Raw genomic sequence first — 17,650 nt, 5'->3', positions numbered from 1 at the left:
CAGGCCGGGTCCCAGAAGTGCACCAGGCGCACCGGCCCCGGCCCGGCGAGGCGCGCCGGCAGTTGCAGGCTGCCGCCGTCGAACAGCGTGGTGCGGTTGTCGAACGCGCGGATGTAGCGCGCCTGGTACCACCAGATGGCGAACAGCAGGGCGATCAGCCAGATCAGGCCGAAGAGGGTGGCGAGAACGATTTTGCGGCGCGGCGACATGGGCATACGGCGGTTTCCGAGGGTGGCATAGCTTGCCATGCCGGCGGCGCGGGTAGAATGTCGAACGTCAAGCGAGTCCCCGGAGTATCCATGTCGTCGCCTCCCTTCCAGCCCGATAGCCTGCGCCTGGCGCTCAGGCGCCTGTCCGCCGACGAGGAGGACGCGCCGCAGGTGCTCGGCTACCGCCACTACTACGGGCTGGACCCGGTGGCGCGGCATCCGCAGGTGCGTAGCCGGCTGGGCTGCTTCCAGGCCGGCGACTACCAGATCGTCGTGCAGGCCTGGTTGCCGCCCAAGCCGGTCGCCAGCCTGCTGCTGCTGCACGGCTACTACGATCACATGGGGCTTTATCGCCACGTGATCGACTGGGCGCTGCGAATGAACTACGCGGTGCTCGCCTGCGACCTGCCGGGCCACGGGCTGTCCAGCGGCGAGCGTGCGAGCATCGGCGATTTCGCCGAGTACCAGACCGTGCTGCAGGGGCTGATCGCCGAAGCGGCGACGCTGGATCTGCCGCAACCCTGGCACCTGTGCGGGCAGAGCACCGGCGGGGCGATCCTGCTCGATCACCTGCTGCTCGGCGAGCCGGCGGCGCAGCTCGGTGAAACCATCCTCCTGGCGCCGCTGGTGCGGCCGCGTTCGTGGGGCTGGTCGCAGCTGAGCTATCGGCTGCTCAAGCCCTTCGTCGAATCCATCCCGCGACGCTTCAGCGTCAACTCCGGCGATGCGGAGTTCATCGACTTCGTCCATCGCCTCGACCCGCTGCAGCCGCGAACTCTGCCCACCGCCTGGGTCGGCGCGCTGTCACGCTGGGTGCCGAAGATCGAGGGTGCGCCGCGCAGCCGGCGCAGCCCGCTGATCGTCCAGGGCGACGCCGACCTGACCGTCGACTGGCGGCACAACCTCGAAGTGCTGGAAGACAAGTTCGCCACGCCGCAGGTGCTGATGCTGGCGGACGCCAAGCATCATCTGGCCAACGAGAGGGAAGCGCTGCGCGAGCGCTATTTCGAGTTTCTCAGCCAGCGTCTCGAAGGCTGAGTCGGGCGTCGCCTGCCGCACTGCGCGTGGCGGTGCGGCGCGGGCGAATCAGATGCCCTGGGAGGTTGTCGCGTTCGCCGCCAGACCGGCGCGCAGGGCGGCCAGGGCGGCCTGGTAATACTGCTTGCCGTCGGGCGACTCGGCGAAGGTGACGTACTCCTCCAGTTCCGGGTCGGACAGTTCGCTGTAGACGTGCAGCAGCGTGTTGTCGATGTTGCCCTCGATCTGCTGCTTCATCCGCTGCCGCTGGCCATCGAGCATGCCCTGCGCCTGACCGCCGCCGAGCAGGCCGGGGATCATCTGGCTGAGGCTGTCGGCCGCGACGCCGGCCAGCGCCAGGCTGACCTCCGCGGCGGCGTCGCCAATCGGGATCGCCTGCGCCAGGTGCCGTACCAGCAGCCGGCGGGTGGCGCTGGCCTCGATCGGCGGCAGGCCGTTGGCGTGACGGGCGAGCTGGTCGCTGCGGGTGGCGAGCTGCTCGGCGGCGACGATCTTGCGTCCCAGCGGCGCCTGGAAGAACGCCAGTGCGGGTTGCGGTTGGGGCAGGTTTTCGCGCAGCGCGCCGATCGCCCGCTGGTCCATCGCCTGCGGCGCGAAACGCCGATTGCTGTTCTCCACCAGCGTCTGGTAGACCGCCGGCGGCAGGGTGCTGCGGTAGCGCTGCTGGGCGGCGCCCAGGGCATCGCTGAAATGCGCGCGTTGCTGCGGCCAGCCGGCGGCCTGGTAAAGGTCGCTGTACGCATCGGCGCGGGCGCCGAGGCTGAGGAAGACGAGAATCAGGCTGAGAAATACGCGCATGGAAGCTCCTGTGGGCAGGGGACGTATTGTCGGGGCCGGTGGCCGGCATTGTCGAGCGCGCGGGAGATGATCTGCGACGGTTGCGCGTCGATCCGGCCTGCTAGAATGCCGCGCATGTCGACCCCCCCGAACCTACCGTCGTTGCAAGCCCTGATCGATGACCTTGCCGTGCAGGGTTGGTCGCAGCAGCCTGCCTTTCTCCCGCAGTCTCTGACCGCCGAACTGGCGCAAGAGTGCCGTTCCCGCGCGGCCGCAGGGGAACTGGCCCCGGCGGCGATCGGCCGGGCCGCCGGGCAGGCGATCGTCGAGGGCATTCGGGGCGACCGGATTCTGTGGATCGAGGGCGGGCAGTCGGCTGCCTGCGAGCAGTTCTTGGAGGCCATGGAGGCGCTGCGCCAGGCGCTCAATCGCCAGCTGTTTCTCGGCCTCGAGGAACTGGAATGCCACTTCGCCTTCTACGCGCCCGGCGCCTACTACCTGCGCCATTTCGATCGCTTCCGCGACGACGACCTGCGCACAATCACCGTGGTGTTCTACCTCAATCCGGACTGGCTGCCGGAGCAGGGCGGCGCACTGCGCCTTTACCTGGACGAGTCGCGCAGCCTCGACGTGCTGCCCGAGGCCGGCACCCTGGCCTGCTTCGTCTCCGCGGAGTTCGCCCACGAAGTGCTGCCGGCCAGCCGTGATCGCCTGTCGTTGACCGGCTGGTTCCGCCGGCGCAGCGACAACGTCCTCTGATTCCATGGAAAAACTGCTCGTCAGCCGCTGCCTGCTCGGCCAGCGCGTGCGCTATGACGGCGGCGCCCATGGGCCGTTCTCACCGTTGCAGCAGTGGCAGGCCGAGGGCCGCGTGGTTGCCGTCTGCCCGGAAGTCGCCGGGGGCCTGCCGACGCCGCGCCCGCCGGCGGAAATCCCCAGAGGGCAGGGCGCCGAGGTGCTCGACGGGCGTCTGTCGGTGCTCACCGTCGACGGCACTGACGTCACCGCGGCCTTCGTCCGTGGCGCCGAGGTCGCCTTGGCCCTGGTTCGCCAGCACGGCATCCGCCTGGCCGTGCTGAAGGCGCGCAGCCCCTCCTGCGGCAACCTGCAGAACTACGACGGCAGCTTCTCCGGCACCCTGGTCGAGGGCGAAGGCGTGACCGCCGCGCTGCTGCGCCAGGCCGGTGTGCGGGTGTTCCACGAGGGGCAGTTCGCCGAGGTGGCGCAGGCGCTGGCGGAGCTGGAAGGGCGCGGCTGACGCTTTCGCCCGCATGAAAAAGGGAGGCCGAGGCCTCCCTTTTCATTGCCGCGCCGCGCTTAGAACAGCACGCGGGTACGGATGGTGCCGTTGATCTGGTGCAGCTTCTCCAGCGCCAGGTCGGAATAGGTGGCATCGACGTCGATGACCACGTAGCCGACCTTGTCGTTGGTCTGCAGGAACTGACCGGAAATGTTGATGCCGTTGTCGGCGAAGACCTTGTTGATCTCGCTCATCACGCCCGGAATGTTCTGATGGATATGCAGCAGGCGGTGCTTGCCCGGGTGCGCCGGCAGGGCGACTTCGGGGAAGTTGACCGAGGACACCGAGGTGCCGTTGTCGCTGTACTTGACCAGCTTCTCGGCGACTTCCAGGCCGATGTTGGCCTGCGCCTCGGCGGTGGAACCGCCGATGTGCGGGGTCAGGATCACGCGATCCAGGCCGCGCAGCGGGCTTTCGAAGATGTCGTCGTTGGACTTGGGCTCCACCGGGAACACGTCGATGGCCGCGCCGATCAGGTGCTCGTCCTTGATCGCTTCGGCCAGCGCGTCGAGTTTGACCACGGTGCCGCGGGCGGCGTTGATCAGGATGCCGCCCTTCTTGATCGCACGGATCTCGCGCTCGCCGATCATCCACTGGGTGGACGGCAGTTCCGGCACGTGCAGGGTGACGATGTCACTCTGGCCGAGCAGGTCGTGCAGGTTGCTGACCTGGGTGGCGTTGCCCAGCGGCAGCTTGGTCACCACGTCGTAGAAGCTGACCTGCATGCCCAGCGCTTCGGCGAGGACCGAGAGCTGGGTGCCGATCGAGCCGTAGCCGACGATGCCGAGCTTCTTGCCACGAATCTCGAAGGAGTTCGCCGCGCTCTTGATCCAGCCGCCACGGTGGCAGGAAGCGTTCTTCTCGGGGATGCCGCGCAGCAGCAGGATGGCTTCGGCGAGCACCAGTTCGGCCACCGAGCGGGTATTCGAGTAGGGCGCGTTGAACACCGCGATACCGCGCTCGCGGGCCGCGCTCAGGTCGACTTGGTTGGTGCCGATGCAGAAGCAGCCGACCGCCACCAGTTTCTTCGCGCAGTCGAAGACTTCTTCGGTCAACTGGGTGCGCGAGCGGATGCCGATGAAGTGGGCGTCAGCGATCTTGTTCTTCAGCTCGTCGCCGGAGAGCGCCGTCTTGATGAATTCGATGTTGCTGTAACCAGCCGCCTTCAGGGTATCCACGGCATTCTGGTGGACGCCTTCGAGAAGAAGGAACTTGATCTTGCTCTTGTCGAGGGAGGTCTTGCTCATCTGCTTGAACCTGTTGTCCCGGAGCCGGTAATCCGGCAAAAGTGGCAGGAGACGGCAGCCCGGGGCTGCTCGTGTGAAACCGCCCGGAATCGCCTGGGAGGCGCGATCCACGGGGAGTGCATGCTAACATGATCTCCTTTTTTCTGGCTTGGCTGCGACCTGAAAGCTTCTCAGGTGGCGCATGAACGACACGAGAGTTGCACTGATGACCGATGCTGCCCTGATCGACCCCGCCCTGATCGAAGCGCTGAAAACCCTGGTCGAGCCCGGCAAGGTGCTGACCGACAGCGCGTCGCTGGACACCTACGGCAAGGACTGGACCAAGCACTACGCGCCGGCGCCGTCCGCCATTGTCTTTCCGAAGACCGTCGAGGAAGTGCAGGCCATCGTGCGCTGGGCCAACCAGCATCGCGTCGCGCTGGTGCCCTCGGGCGGCCGCACCGGGCTGTCGGCCGCCGCCGTCGCCGCGCATGGCGAGGTGGTGGTGGCGTTCGATTACATGAACCGCATCCTCGACTTCAACGCCACCGACCGCTCGGTGGTCTGCCAGCCCGGCGTGATCACCGAACAGCTGCAGAACTTCGCCGAGGAAAACGGCCTGTACTACCCGGTGGACTTCGCCTCGGCCGGCTCCAGCCAGATCGGCGGCAACATCGGCACCAACGCCGGCGGGATCAAGGTGATCCGCTATGGCATGACCCGCAACTGGGTGGTCGGCCTGAAGGTCGTCACCGGCGAGGGCGAGTTGCTGGAGCTGAACAAGGACCTGGCGAAGAACGCCACCGGTTACGACCTGCGCCACCTGTTCATCGGCGCCGAAGGCACGCTGGGCTTCGTCGTCGAGGCCACCATGCGCCTGGAGCGCCAGCCGACCAACCTCACCGCGATGGTCCTCGGCACGCCGGACTTCGAGTCGATCATGCCGGTGCTGCACGCCTTCCAGAGCAAGATGGACCTGACCGCCTTCGAGTTCTTCGCCGACAACGCGCTGGGCAAGATTCTCGAGCGTGGCGACATCCCGGCGCCGTTCGAGACCCGCTGCGCCTTCTATGCGCTGCTCGAGTTCGAGGCCATCACCGAACAGCGCGCCGACGAGGCGCTGGCCACCTTCGAGCACTGCGTCGAACAGGGCTGGGTGGTCGATGGCGTGATGAGCCAGAGCGAAACCCAGCTGCGCAACCTTTGGCGGCTGCGCGAGGACATCTCGGAAACCATCGCGCCCTTCACCCCGTACAAGAACGATATCTCGGTCACCGTCTCGAAAGTGCCGGCTTTCCTGGCCGACATCGATGCCATCGTCAGCACCAACTATCCGGATTTCGAAGTGCTCTGGTACGGACACATCGGCGACGGCAACCTGCATCTGAACATCCTCAAGCCGGCCAATCTCAGCAAGGACGAGTTCTTCGGCAAGTGCGCCGCGGTGAACAAGTGGGTGTTCGAGACGGTGCAGAAGTACAACGGGTCGATCTCCGCCGAGCACGGCGTCGGCATGACCAAGCGCGATTATCTGACCTACAGCCGCTCACCGGCTGAAATAGCCTACATGAGGGCCATCAAGGCCGCGTTCGACCCGAACGGCATCATGAACCCTGGCAAGATCTTCGTCTGAGCGCCGCGGGCGCGGGGATGCGCTTCATGCAGTTACGCAGGCGGGCGCTGGCCCGGCCTGCGGTCTGAAACCCCAACGGTTTTCCCTTCCACCCCTGCCCAAGGAGTCGCCCCATGAGTTACCAGCATCAATATGTCGACGGCACCCATATCCACTTCCCCATGGGCAAAGTGGTCTGCATCGGTCGCAACTACGCCGAGCATGCCAAGGAACTCAACAACGCCGTGCCGACTGAACCGCTGCTGTTCATCAAGCCGGGCAGTTGCGTGGTGCCGATCGCCGGCGGCTTCAGCATTCCCCAGGATCGCGGTTCGGTGCACTACGAGGCGGAAATCGCCGTGCTGATCGGCAAGCCGCTGTCGCGCACGCCGAGCGAAGAGGAAGTCATCGACGCCATCTCCGGTTTCGCCCCGGCCCTCGACCTGACCCTGCGCGACGTGCAGGCCAAGCTGAAGGAGAAGGGCTACCCGTGGGAGCTGGCCAAGTCGTTCGACGGCGCCTTCGTCCTCGCGCCGTTCGTTCCGGGCGATTCGATCAGCGACCTGGGCGACATCGGCATCCGCCTGGTGATCGACGGCGAAGTGCGCCAGGACGGCAACAGTCGCGACATGCTCAACCCGATCCTGCCGCTGATCCAGCACATCGCCAGCCACTTCAGCCTGCAACCGGGCGACGTGATCTCCACCGGTACGCCGGTGGGCGTCGGTCCGCTCGCCTCGGGCAGCACCCTGAAGCTGGAACTGGTCGGCCGTTCGAGCTTCGACAGCCAGGTGCTTTGACGTCCGGCGGCCCGCCGCGCGGCGGGCCACCGAGGGCGATGATCCGACGGGCTTTCGACGGCTTGGCGAAAGCCTCATCGGGCATCCTGCCGGGCATCCTGCCGGGCGTTCAGCTCGGCGTAAGCTCCGCCTGATATCCCTGCGCCACCTTCCCCTTCCGAGTAGTAGTTTCGATGCGTGTCGCCCTGAATCCGAAAATACTCCTGGCCGCCTCGCTGGCCGTCCTGCTGGTGCTCAGCGGACAGTACTTCCGCCTGTTCGAGCGCGGCTGGTTCGCGCTCCAGGAATGGCGCCACGCCGATGCGTGGGAAGCGCGCTCGGTATGGCTGCCCGATTACCGGGTGACGCTGGACGGCCAGCCGATCGAAGGCCTCGACGAGGACCTCTCGGCGCTGACCTACGACCCGGACCGCAAGACGCTGTTCTCGGTGACCAACAAGCATCAGCGTCTGGTCGAGCTGTCGCTGGACGGGCGCCTGCTGCGCAGCGTCGAGCTGGTGGGTTTCAAGGACCCCGAGGCGGTCGAGTACATCGAACCCAACGTCTACGTGATCGCCGACGAGCGCCGCCAGCAACTGGTGCGCGTGCAACTGGACGAGGACACCCGCTCGGTCGACGCGAGCTCGGCGCAGAAGCTCTCCTTGGGGATCGGCACAAACGGCAACAAAGGCTTTGAGGGGCTCGGCTACGATACCGCGGGCAAGCGTCTGTTCGTCGCCAAGGAGCGCGATCCGGTGCGGATCTACGAGGTCCGCGGGTTCCCCTACGGCACGTCGCCGGAGTCGATCTCGGTGCACGTACTGGAGGATCGCAAGCGCGATGCCAGGCTATTCGTGCGCGACCTTTCCAGTCTCGAGTACGACCGCCAGAGCGGCCATCTGCTGGTGCTCTCCGACGAGTCGCGGATGATCCTGGAGCTGGACGTGGAGGGCCGGCCGATCAGCAGCCTGTCGCTGCGCGCCGGCCAGAGCGGTCTGGCGAACAGCGTCCCGCAAGCCGAGGGGCTAGCGATGGACGACGAGGGCGCGTTGTACGTGGTCAGCGAGCCGAACCTCTTCTACAAGTTCGAGAAACCCGCCAGGTAACCGAAGGCCAGTGTCCCGCGTCAGCGCGTCACCGTTCTTTCACTGCGTCGGTCCTCTGCAGGCTCCCTCCGAATCGCGCTGTGGAGGTCCCGCTCAGGGGGCTTTCCGATACAGCCAGGCATCCGGCCAGTAGGTGAGCGCTTCGACGACGTGCTCTTCGCCATGCAGCGCCCGTGGGCGGCGAATCTCGAATGCCGGATGCGCGACAACGAACTCCCTCGCGGCAGCGGCGGGGTTGTCCAGGTCCCATTCCGGCTGACCCAGCGGCGTATCGAAAAGGCTTTCCATCACCCCGTCCGCCGCGACGATGTAAGAGCCCGGCGCCACCAGGTCGCTATAGGCTTCCAGTTCACGCCTTACGTGTGCCTTCGAATGGTCGCTGTCGAGAAAGACGAAAGCACTCTGCGGCTTGCCCGCCAGCGCATGCACCCTCTCGACGATTTCCGGGTTGCTGGAGTCGCCTTCGATCAGGGTGACCAGGTCGGCGAACGGGCCGTTTTCGATGTGCTCGCGTAGCCCGGCGGGAATGTGGATATCCACCGAGATGACCCGGCCTTTGCCCAGCAGACGGCACAGCGTGGCGAAGAACAGCACGCTGCCGCCCTGACAGATACCGGTCTCGACGATTACCTCCGGCTTCACCGCGACCACCACTTCCTGTAGGCGCAACAGGTCGTCGGGGAACTGGTGGATCGGCAGGCCGAACCAGGAGAAGGACTGCCAGTGCAGGCGGTTCCACTCCTGCTTCAGCCAGACGCTGGAAACAAGGCGAAAGGCTTCGGCAGAGTACAGCGGCTCGATTCGCTCGGCTCCATCCTCCTCCTCGATGCACAAGGTGCCCTGGCGGGTGTCGATTTGCATCCTCATCGGGTTCTCCTGGAATACCGCACGGCGCGCAAGAGTGTCGCATGCCAGGACGGGTGGCAATCCATCGGGCTCCAACCGCAGGCAGACCGAGCAGGATGTGCACAGGATTGGCGAGCCACTCCGCCGGCTGTTTGGGCCTCGGCAGAACCGTCGTTTCCGGGAGGCGGGTGATCGGCTTCCTTCTACACGTTCGGGAAACCCGCCGGGTGAGCGCCACGCCATTGCGGCGTGGCGCCTTGCGTCAGAACTGCAGGCTGACCCCCAGCGAGTAGCCGGTCTGGCTGCCTTCGCTGTGGCCGAAGCGGCTGTTCGCTTCGGCGAACACGGCGAACATCGGGTTGATCAGCAGGCGGCTGCCCAGTCGGGCGCGGCCGAAGCGGGTGTCCACGCTGCCGAGTTCGGCGACCCGCACCTGGCGATCGCCACGGCTGACCAGGTCGATGTCTTCGAGGCGACCGTCACCCAGTTCCTTGACCAGTGCCACGCTGCCGTAGGGCTGCAACTGCATGCCGTTGCCCAGTGCCAGGTTGCCGCGCAGGCGCCAGCCGAGGCTGGCTTCCAGCGAGTCGAAGGTCTGATCCTCGTAGCCGAGCGCGGTGCGCAGGTCTTCGCGTTCGTTGAAGCTGTCGATGCGGTAGTGGCTGTAGTCCAGGCCGGCGAAGGGGCCGCTGCGCAGTTCGCCGAAGCTGAAGTCGTAGCCGCCTTCGACGCGGGCGCTCCAGAACAGCGCGCTGGTGTCGCCGCTGAGTTCCTGGTCGAGGAGCACCGGGCCGCCGTCACTCTGGATCTGCAGGTGGCGATCACTGTCGAAGCTGGCGTGACCCAGGCTGAGGTCGCCGGCCAGCCAGGCCGGGCCGCCGTCGTTGAGCAGGGCGTAGACGCCGGCCAGCCAGGTGTCGTTGTCCAGCTTGCCGCGATGTTCCAGTTCGTCGCGACCGTTCTGGTAGCTCAGGCTGGCACCCAGGTTAAGGCTGTCGCTGAGCTGATAGTCGCCGAGCATGTACAGGCCGAAGCGACGAGCCTCCGGGTTGGGAGCCTTGTCGAAGCCCTGGTCGGGGGAGATTTCGCCGTCGGCACCGATCTCGCCGTCGAAGCTGCCGGTTTCACGACTCATGCTCTGCAGTGTCAGCCAGCGGCGTTCGTGCAGGCGGCTGAGGGTCTGGTGCTGGCGCTGCAGGTTGTCCTGCATGTTGCGCGCGACGGCACCGCCGGATGCGGTGGAGGCCAGCAGGTCGGCGTTGGTCAGTTCCAGTACCAGGCGGCTTAGCAGGCGCGAGTAGTCGCGCAGGCGCTGCTCGATGCGCTCGGCGCCGAAGGCGTCGGTCAGCACTTCCTCGTTGTCCAGCGCCGGGTTGTGCCAGGTCGCGCCACCGGGAATCGCCGGGTTGGTGGTCTGCTCGTAGCCGTCCAGGTCGCCGATGTCCCAGTTGGTCGCCTCGATGTAGAGGATCGGCACGCCGAGGTTCTCGAAGGATTCGCCATCGCTGCAGCAGCCCGTGCCAACTGGATATTCGTCGTTGAGACCGGGGTTGCTGTGCAACTCGATGTTCAGCTCCTTCGCGATGCGAAAGGTCTGTTCGCGCCAGGCGGCCAGCGCGGGGTTCTCTGCGCTGTTGATGCCGGCGTGGGCGTACATCATGTCGCCGGTGATCAGGCTGTCGAGGTTGATCATGCCGAGCATGTTGGCGCGCTGGGTGGCGTCCAGCGAGGCGACGTAGGCGGCCGAGCCGCGCAGGCCTTCTTCCTCGGCGCCGAAGCCGACGATCTGCACGCCGTTCTCCATCTTCAGGCCACCGAGGTTGCGCGCGATCTCGGTGAGCACCGCGGCGCCGGAACCGTTGTCATCCACGCCCTGCAGGGTGGGGCGGCCGTAGTAGGTATCGAAGTGGGCGCCGATGACCACGTATCGGTCGGTGGTGCCGGCGGCGGAGGCGATGACGTTCTGCGACGCGCGGGTGCCGTTGGACCAGGTGAAATTCTGCCGGCTCAGGGTGTAGCTGTTGCCCATCTGTGCCGCCATCCAGTCGGCGGCGCCGGCGAAGTTCGCGGTGCCCCGATAGCGACCCGGATAGTCGTTGATCAGGGTGTCGAGTGTAGTGGCGGCATGCTCGCCGTACTCGTATGCGGCTGCCCAGTTGGGCAGCAGGGCACTGGCGAGGGCCAGGCTCAGAATCGAAAGCTTTGACACGAGACGCTCCTGCGGTTTGTTTTTTGGCGCTGGGCCGTTTGCAGGATGTGCGCCTCAACCTGGCACGAACGTCAGGTTGGCGCCTGGCTGTCCGAATGAGTCGCCTTTGTACACGTTTGTATCAGGCTCTTTACATTGGGCTGTGAGGCCCGTTCCAAGGGCATAAAAAAAGCGCACCGGGCAGGTGCGCTTCGCTTGGCGGCAGAGACGGCTGGGTGGGTGAGCCGCCCTCAGCGGGTCAGCGTTCGCACGCCGTCGGCGGTGCCGAGCAGCAGCAGGTCGGCGGGGCGCGCGGCGAACAGCCCGTTGGTGACCACGCCGACGATGTTGTTGAGGTCTTCCTCGAGCGCCATAGGGCTGTCGATGCGCAGGTTGTGCACGTCGAGGATGATGTTGCCGTTGTCGGTCAGCACACCGTCGCGGTACACCGGGTCGCCGCCGAGTTTGACGATCTGCCGGGCGACGTGGCTGCGCGCCATGGGGATCACTTCCACGGGCAGCGGGAAGCCGCCGAGCAGCGGCACGCGTTTGCTGCCATCGGCGATGCAGATGAAGGTGCGGGCCACCGCGGCGACGATCTTCTCGCGGGTCAGCGCGGCGCCGCCGCCCTTGATCAGCTCCAGGCGGTCGTTGGCTTCGTCGGCGCCGTCGACGTAGAACTCAAGGTCGCTGACCGTGTTCAGCTCGTAGACCGGAATCCCGTGGCCCTTGAGGCGCGCGGCGGTGGCTTCGGAGCTGGCCACGGCGCCGTCGAATTCCATCTTGTGCCGGGCCAGCGCGTCGATGAAGCAGTTGGCGGTGGAGCCGGTGCCGACGCCGACGATGCTCTTGGCGTCGAGTTTGGGGAGGATGAAGTCGACCGCGGCCTGGGCCACCGCCTGCTTGAGTTGGTCCTGGGTCATGTCCGTTTCCGCGCCGCTGGGGCTTTCAAAAGACGCCATTATAGCCGTGCGAACCGCCAAAACCGCGCATTCGTTGTGGTCCGTGGCGGAACGGCTGGAGTAGACTTCCGGGTCCCCGAAGTGCCCGCCAGTGAAGCCGTGATGCTCGAACAGTACGTCAAGAAGATCCTCAGCTCGCGCGTCTACGACGTCGCCGTGGAAACCCCGCTGCAGCCCGCCCGGCAGCTCAGTGAGCGCCTGGGCAACCCGATTCTGCTCAAGCGCGAAGACCTGCAGCCGGTGTATTCCTTCAAGGTGCGTGGCGCCTACAACAAGCTGGCGCAGCTGTCCGCCGAGGAGCTGGCGCACGGCGTGGTCACCGCTTCCGCTGGCAACCATGCGCAGGGCCTGGCGCTGGCCGCCCGCGAGCTGGGCATCGAGGCGACCATCGTCATGCCGCGCACCACGCCCGAGCTGAAGGTGCAGGGCGTGCGCGCCCGCGGCGGCAAGGTGGTGCTGCACGGCGACGCGTTCCCCGAGGCGCTGGCGCATTCGCTGAAACTGGTCGAGGAAAAGGGCTACGTCTACATCCACCCCTACGACGACCCGCACGTGATCGCCGGTCAGGGCACCGTGGCGATGGAAATCCTCCGCCAGCACCAGGGCCCGCTGGATGCGGTGTTCGTTCCGGTCGGCGGTGGCGGCCTGATTTCCGGGATCGCCGCGTACATCAAGTACCTGCGCCCGCAGACCAAGGTCATCGGCGTCGAGCCGGACGATTCCAATTGCCTGCAGCAGGCGCTGGCCGCCGGCGAGCGCGTGGTGCTGCCGCAGGTCGGGCTGTTCGCCGACGGTGTCGCCGTGGCGCAGATCGGCCTGCACAACTTCGAGATCTGCCGGCATTACGTCGACGAAGTGATCACCGTCAGCACCGACGAAATCTGCGCGGCGATCAAGGATATCTACGACGACACCCGCTCGATCACCGAGCCGGCCGGCGCGCTGGGCGTGGCCGGAATCAAGAAGTACGTCGAGCGCGACGGCGTGCGCGGGCAGACACTGGTGGCGATCGACTCCGGCGCCAACGTCAACTTCGACCGCCTGCGCCACGTCGCCGAACGCGCCGAGCTGGGCGAGAAGCGCGAGGCGATCATCGCCGTGACCATCCCCGAGCAGCCCGGCAGCTTCAAGGCCTTCTGCGAGGCGATCGGCAAGCGCCAGATCACCGAATTCAACTACCGCTACCACAGCGAGCGCGAGGCGCAGATATTCGTCGGCGTGCAGACCCAACCGGAGCACGACCCGCGCGCGGCGCTGGTGGAAAACCTCCGTGGCCAGGGTTTCCCGGTGCTCGACCTGACCGACAACGAGCTGGCCAAGCTGCACATCCGCCACATGGTCGGCGGCCACAGCGCGCAGGTCGACGACGAGATGGTGCTGCGCTTCGAGTTCCCCGAGCGGCCGGGCGCGCTGTTCAACTTCCTCAACAAGCTCGGCGGGCGCTGGAACATCTCGATGTTCCATTACCGCAACCATGGCGCCGCCGACGGTCGCGTGCTGGCCGCGCTGCAGGTGCCGCCGGAGGAGCGTCACCAGGTGCCGGCCGCGCTGGAAGCCATCGGCTATCCCTACTGGGACGAGACCGAGAACCCCGCCTACAAACTGTTCCTCGGCTGACCGATGCGCATCCTGTTGGTGGGCGCGGGCGGTTTCATCGGCCGTCACCTGCTGACAGCCTTGCAGGCGGGCGGCCATGAAGTGGTCGCCACCTCGCGCTCGGGACGAGGCGCCGAGCTGCCGGGCGTCAGCTGGCGCGCGCTGGACCTCGCCACGCTGGCGGACGACCCCACGGCGTTCGCCTGGCCGGAGCAGGTCGAGCTGCTGATCAACGCTGCCGGGCTGCTCGATACCGACGCCGAACACCTCGACCGCGTGCAGCACCGCGGCACCCGCGCGCTCTTCGACCTCGCCGCGCAATGGCCGGTGAAGGTCATCCACATTTCCGCGCTAGGTGCCGGCAGCCAGCGCGACGTGCCCTTTCTCGCCAGCAAGGCCATCGCCGACGACCACCTGCTCGAACTCGGCGTGCCGGCCGTGGTGCTGCGCCCGTCGCTGGTACTCGGCCAGGGCAGCGCCAGCAGCGCCTGGCTCGGGCGCCTGTCGGTGTGGCCGCTGGCGCCGCTGCTGGATACCCGCGCGCAGCTGCAGCCGTTGCACATCGACGATCTGGTAGGCGCCGTGCTGGCGCTGCTGCGCCACTGGCCGGAGGAATCCTGCGTGCTTCCGGTGGTGGGCGGCGAGCCGATGACCCAGGCCGAGATCGTCCAGCTGCTGCGTTGCCAGCAGGGCCGCGGGCGCGCATTGACCTTCGCGCTGCCGGGCTGGCTGGCGGCGATCGGCGCCTTCCTCGGCGACACCTTCGGCTGGCGCGCGCTGAATTCGCAGACGCGCACGCTGGCGCGGCGCGACAACATCGCCTCCGGCGAGCCGCTGCAGGATGCCTGCGGCTACCGCGTGGCGCCCCTGCGCGCGCGCCTGCACGAGTGGCCGGACGCCCGCAGCACCGCCAGCGATGCCCTGCGCCCGTTGCTGCTGGCGACCCTGCTGCTGGTCTGGCTGGGCACCGCCTACGTCTGCCTCGGGCCGGGCTTCAACTGGGGCCTGAGCATCCTCGCCGAGGCCGGCGTGCGCGGCGAGGGCGCGGCCTGGGTGGTTCGCGTCGGTGCTGTCTGCGACGCGCTGCTCGGCCTCGGTCTGCTCAGCCGTCGCTGGCGCAAGCCGGCCCTGCGCGCGCAGCTGGCGCTGATGCTCGGCTACAGCCTGATCCTCACGGCGATCCTGCCGTACTACTGGTTCGATCCGTTCGCTGCGCTGGGCAAGAATCTGGTCCTCATGGTCGCCACGCTCTGGCTGTTGTGGACCGAGCCTGGAGCTGGACAAATGCGCCGATGAGCTTCTACCTGACCCTCAAGACGCTGCACATCCTCTCGTCCACGGTCCTCTTCGGCACCGGCCTGGGTTCGGCCTACTACAGCCTGCGCGCCTGGCTCAGCGGCCGCGTCGAGGTGATCGCGGTGACCTTCCGCCACCTGGTCTTCGCCGACTGGGTGTTCACCGCCACCGCGGCGGTGTTCCAGCCGCTTTCCGGGCTGGGTCTGGCGCACCTGGCCGGCTTCGATATCACCCAGCCGTGGCTGCTCTGGAGCCTGGGGCTCTACGTGTTCGCCGGCGCCTGCTGGCTTCCGGTGGTCTGGCTGCAGATCCGCATCCATCGCCTCGCCGAGGACGCGCTGCGCGACGGCACGCCCATCGCGCCGGTCGCCGCGCGCTACATGCGCCTGTGGTTCTTCCTCGGCTGGCCGGCGTTCGCGGCTTTTCTGATCATCTTCCATCTCATGGTGAACAAGGGCTTCTGATGACGCAGGCAGCCAGAAAAGCCCCCTCCGCCGTCGTCGTCGTGGCGCTGGTGACCGCCCTCTGTCTGACCGGCGACTCGATGCTCTATATCGCCCTGCCGATCTACTGGCGCGAGGCGGGGCTGGATTCGCTCTGGCAGGTCGGCGTGCTGCTGTCGGTGAACCGGCTGGTGCGCCTGCCGTTCAACCCGCTGATCGGCGCGCTGTACCGGCGCATCTCGCTGAAGACCGGGCTGCTGCTGGCGGTTGTTCTCGGCGTCATCACCACGCTCGGCTACGCGCTGGCCAGCAGCTTCGTCGCCTGGCTGGCGCTGCGGGCGCTGTGGGGCGTGGCCTGGTCGTTTTTCCGCATCGGCGGCATGTCGACGGTGGTCTACAGCGCGGCCGAGGGCGGTCGCGGGCGGGCGATGGGGCTGTACAACGGGCTGTACCGGCTCGGCAGCCTCGGCGGCATGCTGATCGGCGGGTTGCTGGTGCCGCGCTACGGATTGCCGGCGCTGGCCGCCGGTTTCGGCATCGCCTCGCTGCTCGGCATCCCGCTGTTGCTGATGGGCTTCCGGCTGCCGCCAGGCCACGAGCAGGCGACGTCCGCTGCCGCGGCGGTGGCGCAGGGCGAGCCGCTGCTCGGACGCTTCTGGAACCGCGTGGTGCTCAGTGGCTTCTGCATCGCGCTGCTGATACAGGGCGTGCTTGCCGCGACGCTCAGCGCCCTGATCGAGCATTACTACGGCGCCCGCATCGACCTGTTCGGCCTGTTGCTCAGCGTCACCGCGCTGTCCGGGCTGCTGCAGGCGGCGCGCTGGAGCTGGGAAACCTGGCTGGGTGGCCGCATCGGTCACTGGAGCGACGGTGCGCGCGGCCGCCTGCCGCTGTTGATCGGCACGCTGGTGCTGGGCGCGCTGGGGTTCGCCGGACTCGGCAGCGGGTTGCCGTTGGGCCTGTGGCTGCCGACCTGCCTGCTGGTGATGCTGCTGTGCACCGCGCTGACCACGCTCAACGATGCGCTGGCGGCGGATGCCGCCCGGCGCGGCGACGTGGTGCGGGCGATGACGCGCTACTCCGTGGCCCAGGATCTGGGCGCCGCGCTGGGGCCGGTGCTGGCGTTCCTGCTGGTGGCGCTGCCCGGCGGTTTCATCTGGCTGTACGGCGGCGGCGGGCTGATGCTCGCCGTGCTGGCCGGATTGTGGTGGCGCAACCGGGGCGCGGCGCCGCTTAGCGCAGCGTGATGACCGGCCAGCCGCGGCGCTCGGCCTCGGCGCGCAGGGTCGGGTCGGGGTCGACGGCGACCGGGCGGGTAACCTGCTCGAGCAGTGGCAGGTCGTTCATCGAGTCGCTGTAGAAGGCGCTGTCGGAAAGGTCCAGGCCGTTCTCCGCGAGCCAGCGGTTCAGCCGCGTGACCTTGCCTTCCTTGAAGCAGGGCACGTCGGTGGTGCGCCCGGTGTAGCGCCCGTCGGCCATCTCGCACTCGGTGGCGAGCAGCGTCTCCACGCCCAGGCGCGCGGCGATGGGCTGGGTGACGAAGCGGTTGGTGGCGGTGATGATCAGTAGCTTGTCGCCGGCCGCGCGGTGCTCGGCGAGCAGCGCCTCGCCCTTGGGCAGGATGATCGGCTCGATGCACTCCTTCATGAATTCCAGGTGCCAGTCGGCCAGTTGCCGCATCTCGCTGCGGCCGAGGATTTCCAGGCTGAAGTTGAGGTACGCCTGGATGTCCAGCTTGCCGGCCAGGTAGTCCTGGTAGAAGGCGTCGTTGCGCGCCTTGTAGGCGACGCCGTCGAGGATGCCGCGGGCGCACAGCCAGTCGCCCCAGGCGTGGTCGCTGTCGCCGCCCAAGAGGGTGTTGTCGAGATCGAATAGGGCCAGGCGCACGGTGAACCTCTCTTGGCGAAAAGCCCGCAGCATAGCGAAAAAGCCCCGCGCGCTGCAGGTACGCCGGCATTAGCGACACGCCGCGACGGCGATTTCGGCCAATCTCCGCGCGCAGGCGCCAGCCGCCTTTCGGCCGCGTGCCCTTTTATGGAACAATGCCGAAACATGCGTTTACGAGGTTGTTCGCCGTGATCGATCCTGATGGTTTCCGCCCCAATGTCGGCATCATCCTGACTAATGATGTCGGGCAGGTGCTCTGGGCGCGTCGCATCAATCAGGATTCCTGGCAGTTCCCTCAAGGCGGTATCAACGACCGCGAAACCCCCGAAGAAGCGCTTTATCGCGAGTTGACCGAGGAAGTCGGTCTCGAGGAGCAGGATGTGCG

At 67.1% G+C, this 17,650-nt stretch carries 17 protein-coding genes and 1 pseudogene; 11 read left to right on the top strand and 7 right to left on the bottom strand.

Annotated features, from left to right (window positions below):
* Positions 1–215, bottom strand: a pseudogene (locus B3E91_RS20500) (thiol-disulfide isomerase); the annotation flags it as partial.
* 84 nt (positions 216–299) lie between these two features.
* On the opposite strand from B3E91_RS20500, the gene B3E91_RS20495 reads away from it, so the two are divergent.
* Complete coding sequence (locus B3E91_RS20495) at positions 300–1,247, top strand: alpha/beta hydrolase (RefSeq protein ID WP_282340243.1); 948 nt, start codon at positions 300–302, stop codon at positions 1,245–1,247.
* Positions 1,248–1,295: 48 nt separating this feature from the next.
* Here the strand turns inward: B3E91_RS20495 and B3E91_RS20490 are convergent, their stop codons facing one another.
* The gene (locus B3E91_RS20490) at positions 1,296–2,045 is read right to left on the bottom strand and encodes a DUF2059 domain-containing protein (protein WP_287031195.1); all 750 of its coding nucleotides are present in this window, start codon (positions 2,043–2,045) and stop codon (positions 1,296–1,298) included.
* A 105-nt stretch (positions 2,046–2,150) separates the two neighbouring features.
* Between B3E91_RS20490 and B3E91_RS20485 the strand changes: the two genes are divergently transcribed.
* Positions 2,151–2,783 carry a 2OG-Fe(II) oxygenase gene (locus B3E91_RS20485; protein WP_287031194.1) on the top strand — a complete coding sequence of 211 codons (633 nt, stop codon included), beginning with the start codon at positions 2,151–2,153 and terminating at the stop codon, positions 2,781–2,783.
* Positions 2,784–2,787: 4 nt separating this feature from the next.
* Positions 2,788–3,282, top strand: coding sequence for a DUF523 domain-containing protein (locus tag B3E91_RS20480; protein ID WP_287031193.1), 495 nt, complete (start codon positions 2,788–2,790; stop codon positions 3,280–3,282).
* A gap of 59 nt (positions 3,283–3,341) precedes the next feature.
* Here B3E91_RS20480 and serA read toward each other — a convergent pair whose 3' ends face one another.
* Entirely contained in the window at positions 3,342–4,571 is a 1,230-nt protein-coding gene (gene serA / locus B3E91_RS20475) for a phosphoglycerate dehydrogenase (RefSeq protein WP_287031192.1), read from the bottom strand.
* Positions 4,572–4,791: 220 nt separating this feature from the next.
* Between serA and B3E91_RS20470 the strand changes: the two genes are divergently transcribed.
* The 3 genes from B3E91_RS20470 to B3E91_RS20460 all read left to right on the top strand — a co-directional run bounded on the left by B3E91_RS20470 (position 4,792) and on the right by B3E91_RS20460 (position 8,047).
* The gene (locus B3E91_RS20470; protein ID WP_287031260.1) at positions 4,792–6,183 is read left to right on the top strand and encodes an FAD-binding oxidoreductase; all 1,392 of its coding nucleotides are present in this window, start codon (positions 4,792–4,794) and stop codon (positions 6,181–6,183) included.
* Between the two features lie 113 nt (positions 6,184–6,296).
* Complete coding sequence (locus B3E91_RS20465; RefSeq protein WP_282340253.1) at positions 6,297–6,962, top strand: fumarylacetoacetate hydrolase family protein; 666 nt, start codon at positions 6,297–6,299, stop codon at positions 6,960–6,962.
* A gap of 173 nt (positions 6,963–7,135) precedes the next feature.
* A complete protein-coding gene (locus B3E91_RS20460) occupies positions 7,136–8,047 on the top strand; it encodes an SdiA-regulated domain-containing protein (protein ID WP_287031191.1) in 912 nt (303 codons plus the stop codon).
* A gap of 93 nt (positions 8,048–8,140) precedes the next feature.
* Here B3E91_RS20460 and B3E91_RS20455 read toward each other — a convergent pair whose 3' ends face one another.
* The 3 genes from B3E91_RS20455 to rpiA all read right to left on the bottom strand — a co-directional run bounded on the left by B3E91_RS20455 (position 8,141) and on the right by rpiA (position 12,004).
* Complete coding sequence (locus tag B3E91_RS20455) at positions 8,141–8,914, bottom strand: cephalosporin hydroxylase family protein (protein WP_287031190.1); 774 nt, start codon at positions 8,912–8,914, stop codon at positions 8,141–8,143.
* A 241-nt stretch (positions 8,915–9,155) separates the two neighbouring features.
* The gene (locus B3E91_RS20450) at positions 9,156–11,102 is read right to left on the bottom strand and encodes an autotransporter outer membrane beta-barrel domain-containing protein (protein WP_287031189.1); all 1,947 of its coding nucleotides are present in this window, start codon (positions 11,100–11,102) and stop codon (positions 9,156–9,158) included.
* A 230-nt stretch (positions 11,103–11,332) separates the two neighbouring features.
* Positions 11,333–12,004, bottom strand: a complete 672-nt coding sequence (gene rpiA, locus B3E91_RS20445; RefSeq protein ID WP_287031188.1) for a ribose-5-phosphate isomerase RpiA — start codon at positions 12,002–12,004, stop codon at positions 11,333–11,335.
* A 141-nt stretch (positions 12,005–12,145) separates the two neighbouring features.
* On the opposite strand from rpiA, the gene ilvA reads away from it, so the two are divergent.
* From ilvA to B3E91_RS20425, 4 genes are read left to right on the top strand one after another with little or no spacing between them, the layout of a single operon-like run.
* A complete protein-coding gene (gene ilvA / locus B3E91_RS20440) occupies positions 12,146–13,660 on the top strand; it encodes a threonine ammonia-lyase, biosynthetic (RefSeq protein WP_414708316.1) in 1,515 nt (504 codons plus the stop codon).
* A 3-nt stretch (positions 13,661–13,663) separates the two neighbouring features.
* Positions 13,664–14,935, top strand: coding sequence for an SDR family oxidoreductase (locus tag B3E91_RS20435; protein WP_287031186.1), 1,272 nt, complete (start codon positions 13,664–13,666; stop codon positions 14,933–14,935).
* Positions 14,932–15,399, top strand: coding sequence for a DUF2269 family protein (locus tag B3E91_RS20430; protein ID WP_287031185.1), 468 nt, complete (start codon positions 14,932–14,934; stop codon positions 15,397–15,399). The genes B3E91_RS20435 and B3E91_RS20430 overlap by 4 nt, the downstream gene beginning before the upstream one ends.
* Entirely contained in the window at positions 15,399–16,625 is a 1,227-nt protein-coding gene (locus B3E91_RS20425; protein WP_287031184.1) for an MFS transporter, read from the top strand. The genes B3E91_RS20430 and B3E91_RS20425 overlap by 1 nt, the downstream gene beginning before the upstream one ends.
* On the opposite strand, the gene B3E91_RS20420 is transcribed toward B3E91_RS20425, so the two are convergent.
* A complete protein-coding gene (locus tag B3E91_RS20420; protein ID WP_287031183.1) occupies positions 16,612–17,265 on the bottom strand; it encodes an HAD family hydrolase in 654 nt (217 codons plus the stop codon). The two genes, B3E91_RS20425 and B3E91_RS20420, sit on opposite strands and share 14 nt — an antisense overlap.
* A gap of 188 nt (positions 17,266–17,453) precedes the next feature.
* Between B3E91_RS20420 and B3E91_RS20415 the strand changes: the two genes are divergently transcribed.
* Positions 17,454–17,650, top strand: a 197-nt coding sequence (locus B3E91_RS20415; RefSeq protein WP_287031182.1) for an NUDIX domain-containing protein, incomplete at its 3' end; no start/stop codon positions are given.

Source organism: Pseudomonas sp. UBA6310, assembly GCF_002438225.1.
Classification (GTDB): domain Bacteria; phylum Pseudomonadota; class Gammaproteobacteria; order Pseudomonadales; family Pseudomonadaceae; genus Pseudomonas_O; species Pseudomonas_O kuykendallii.
Note: the sequence above shows the minus strand (reverse complement) of the source record. Positions and strands in the feature narration are given on the sequence as shown.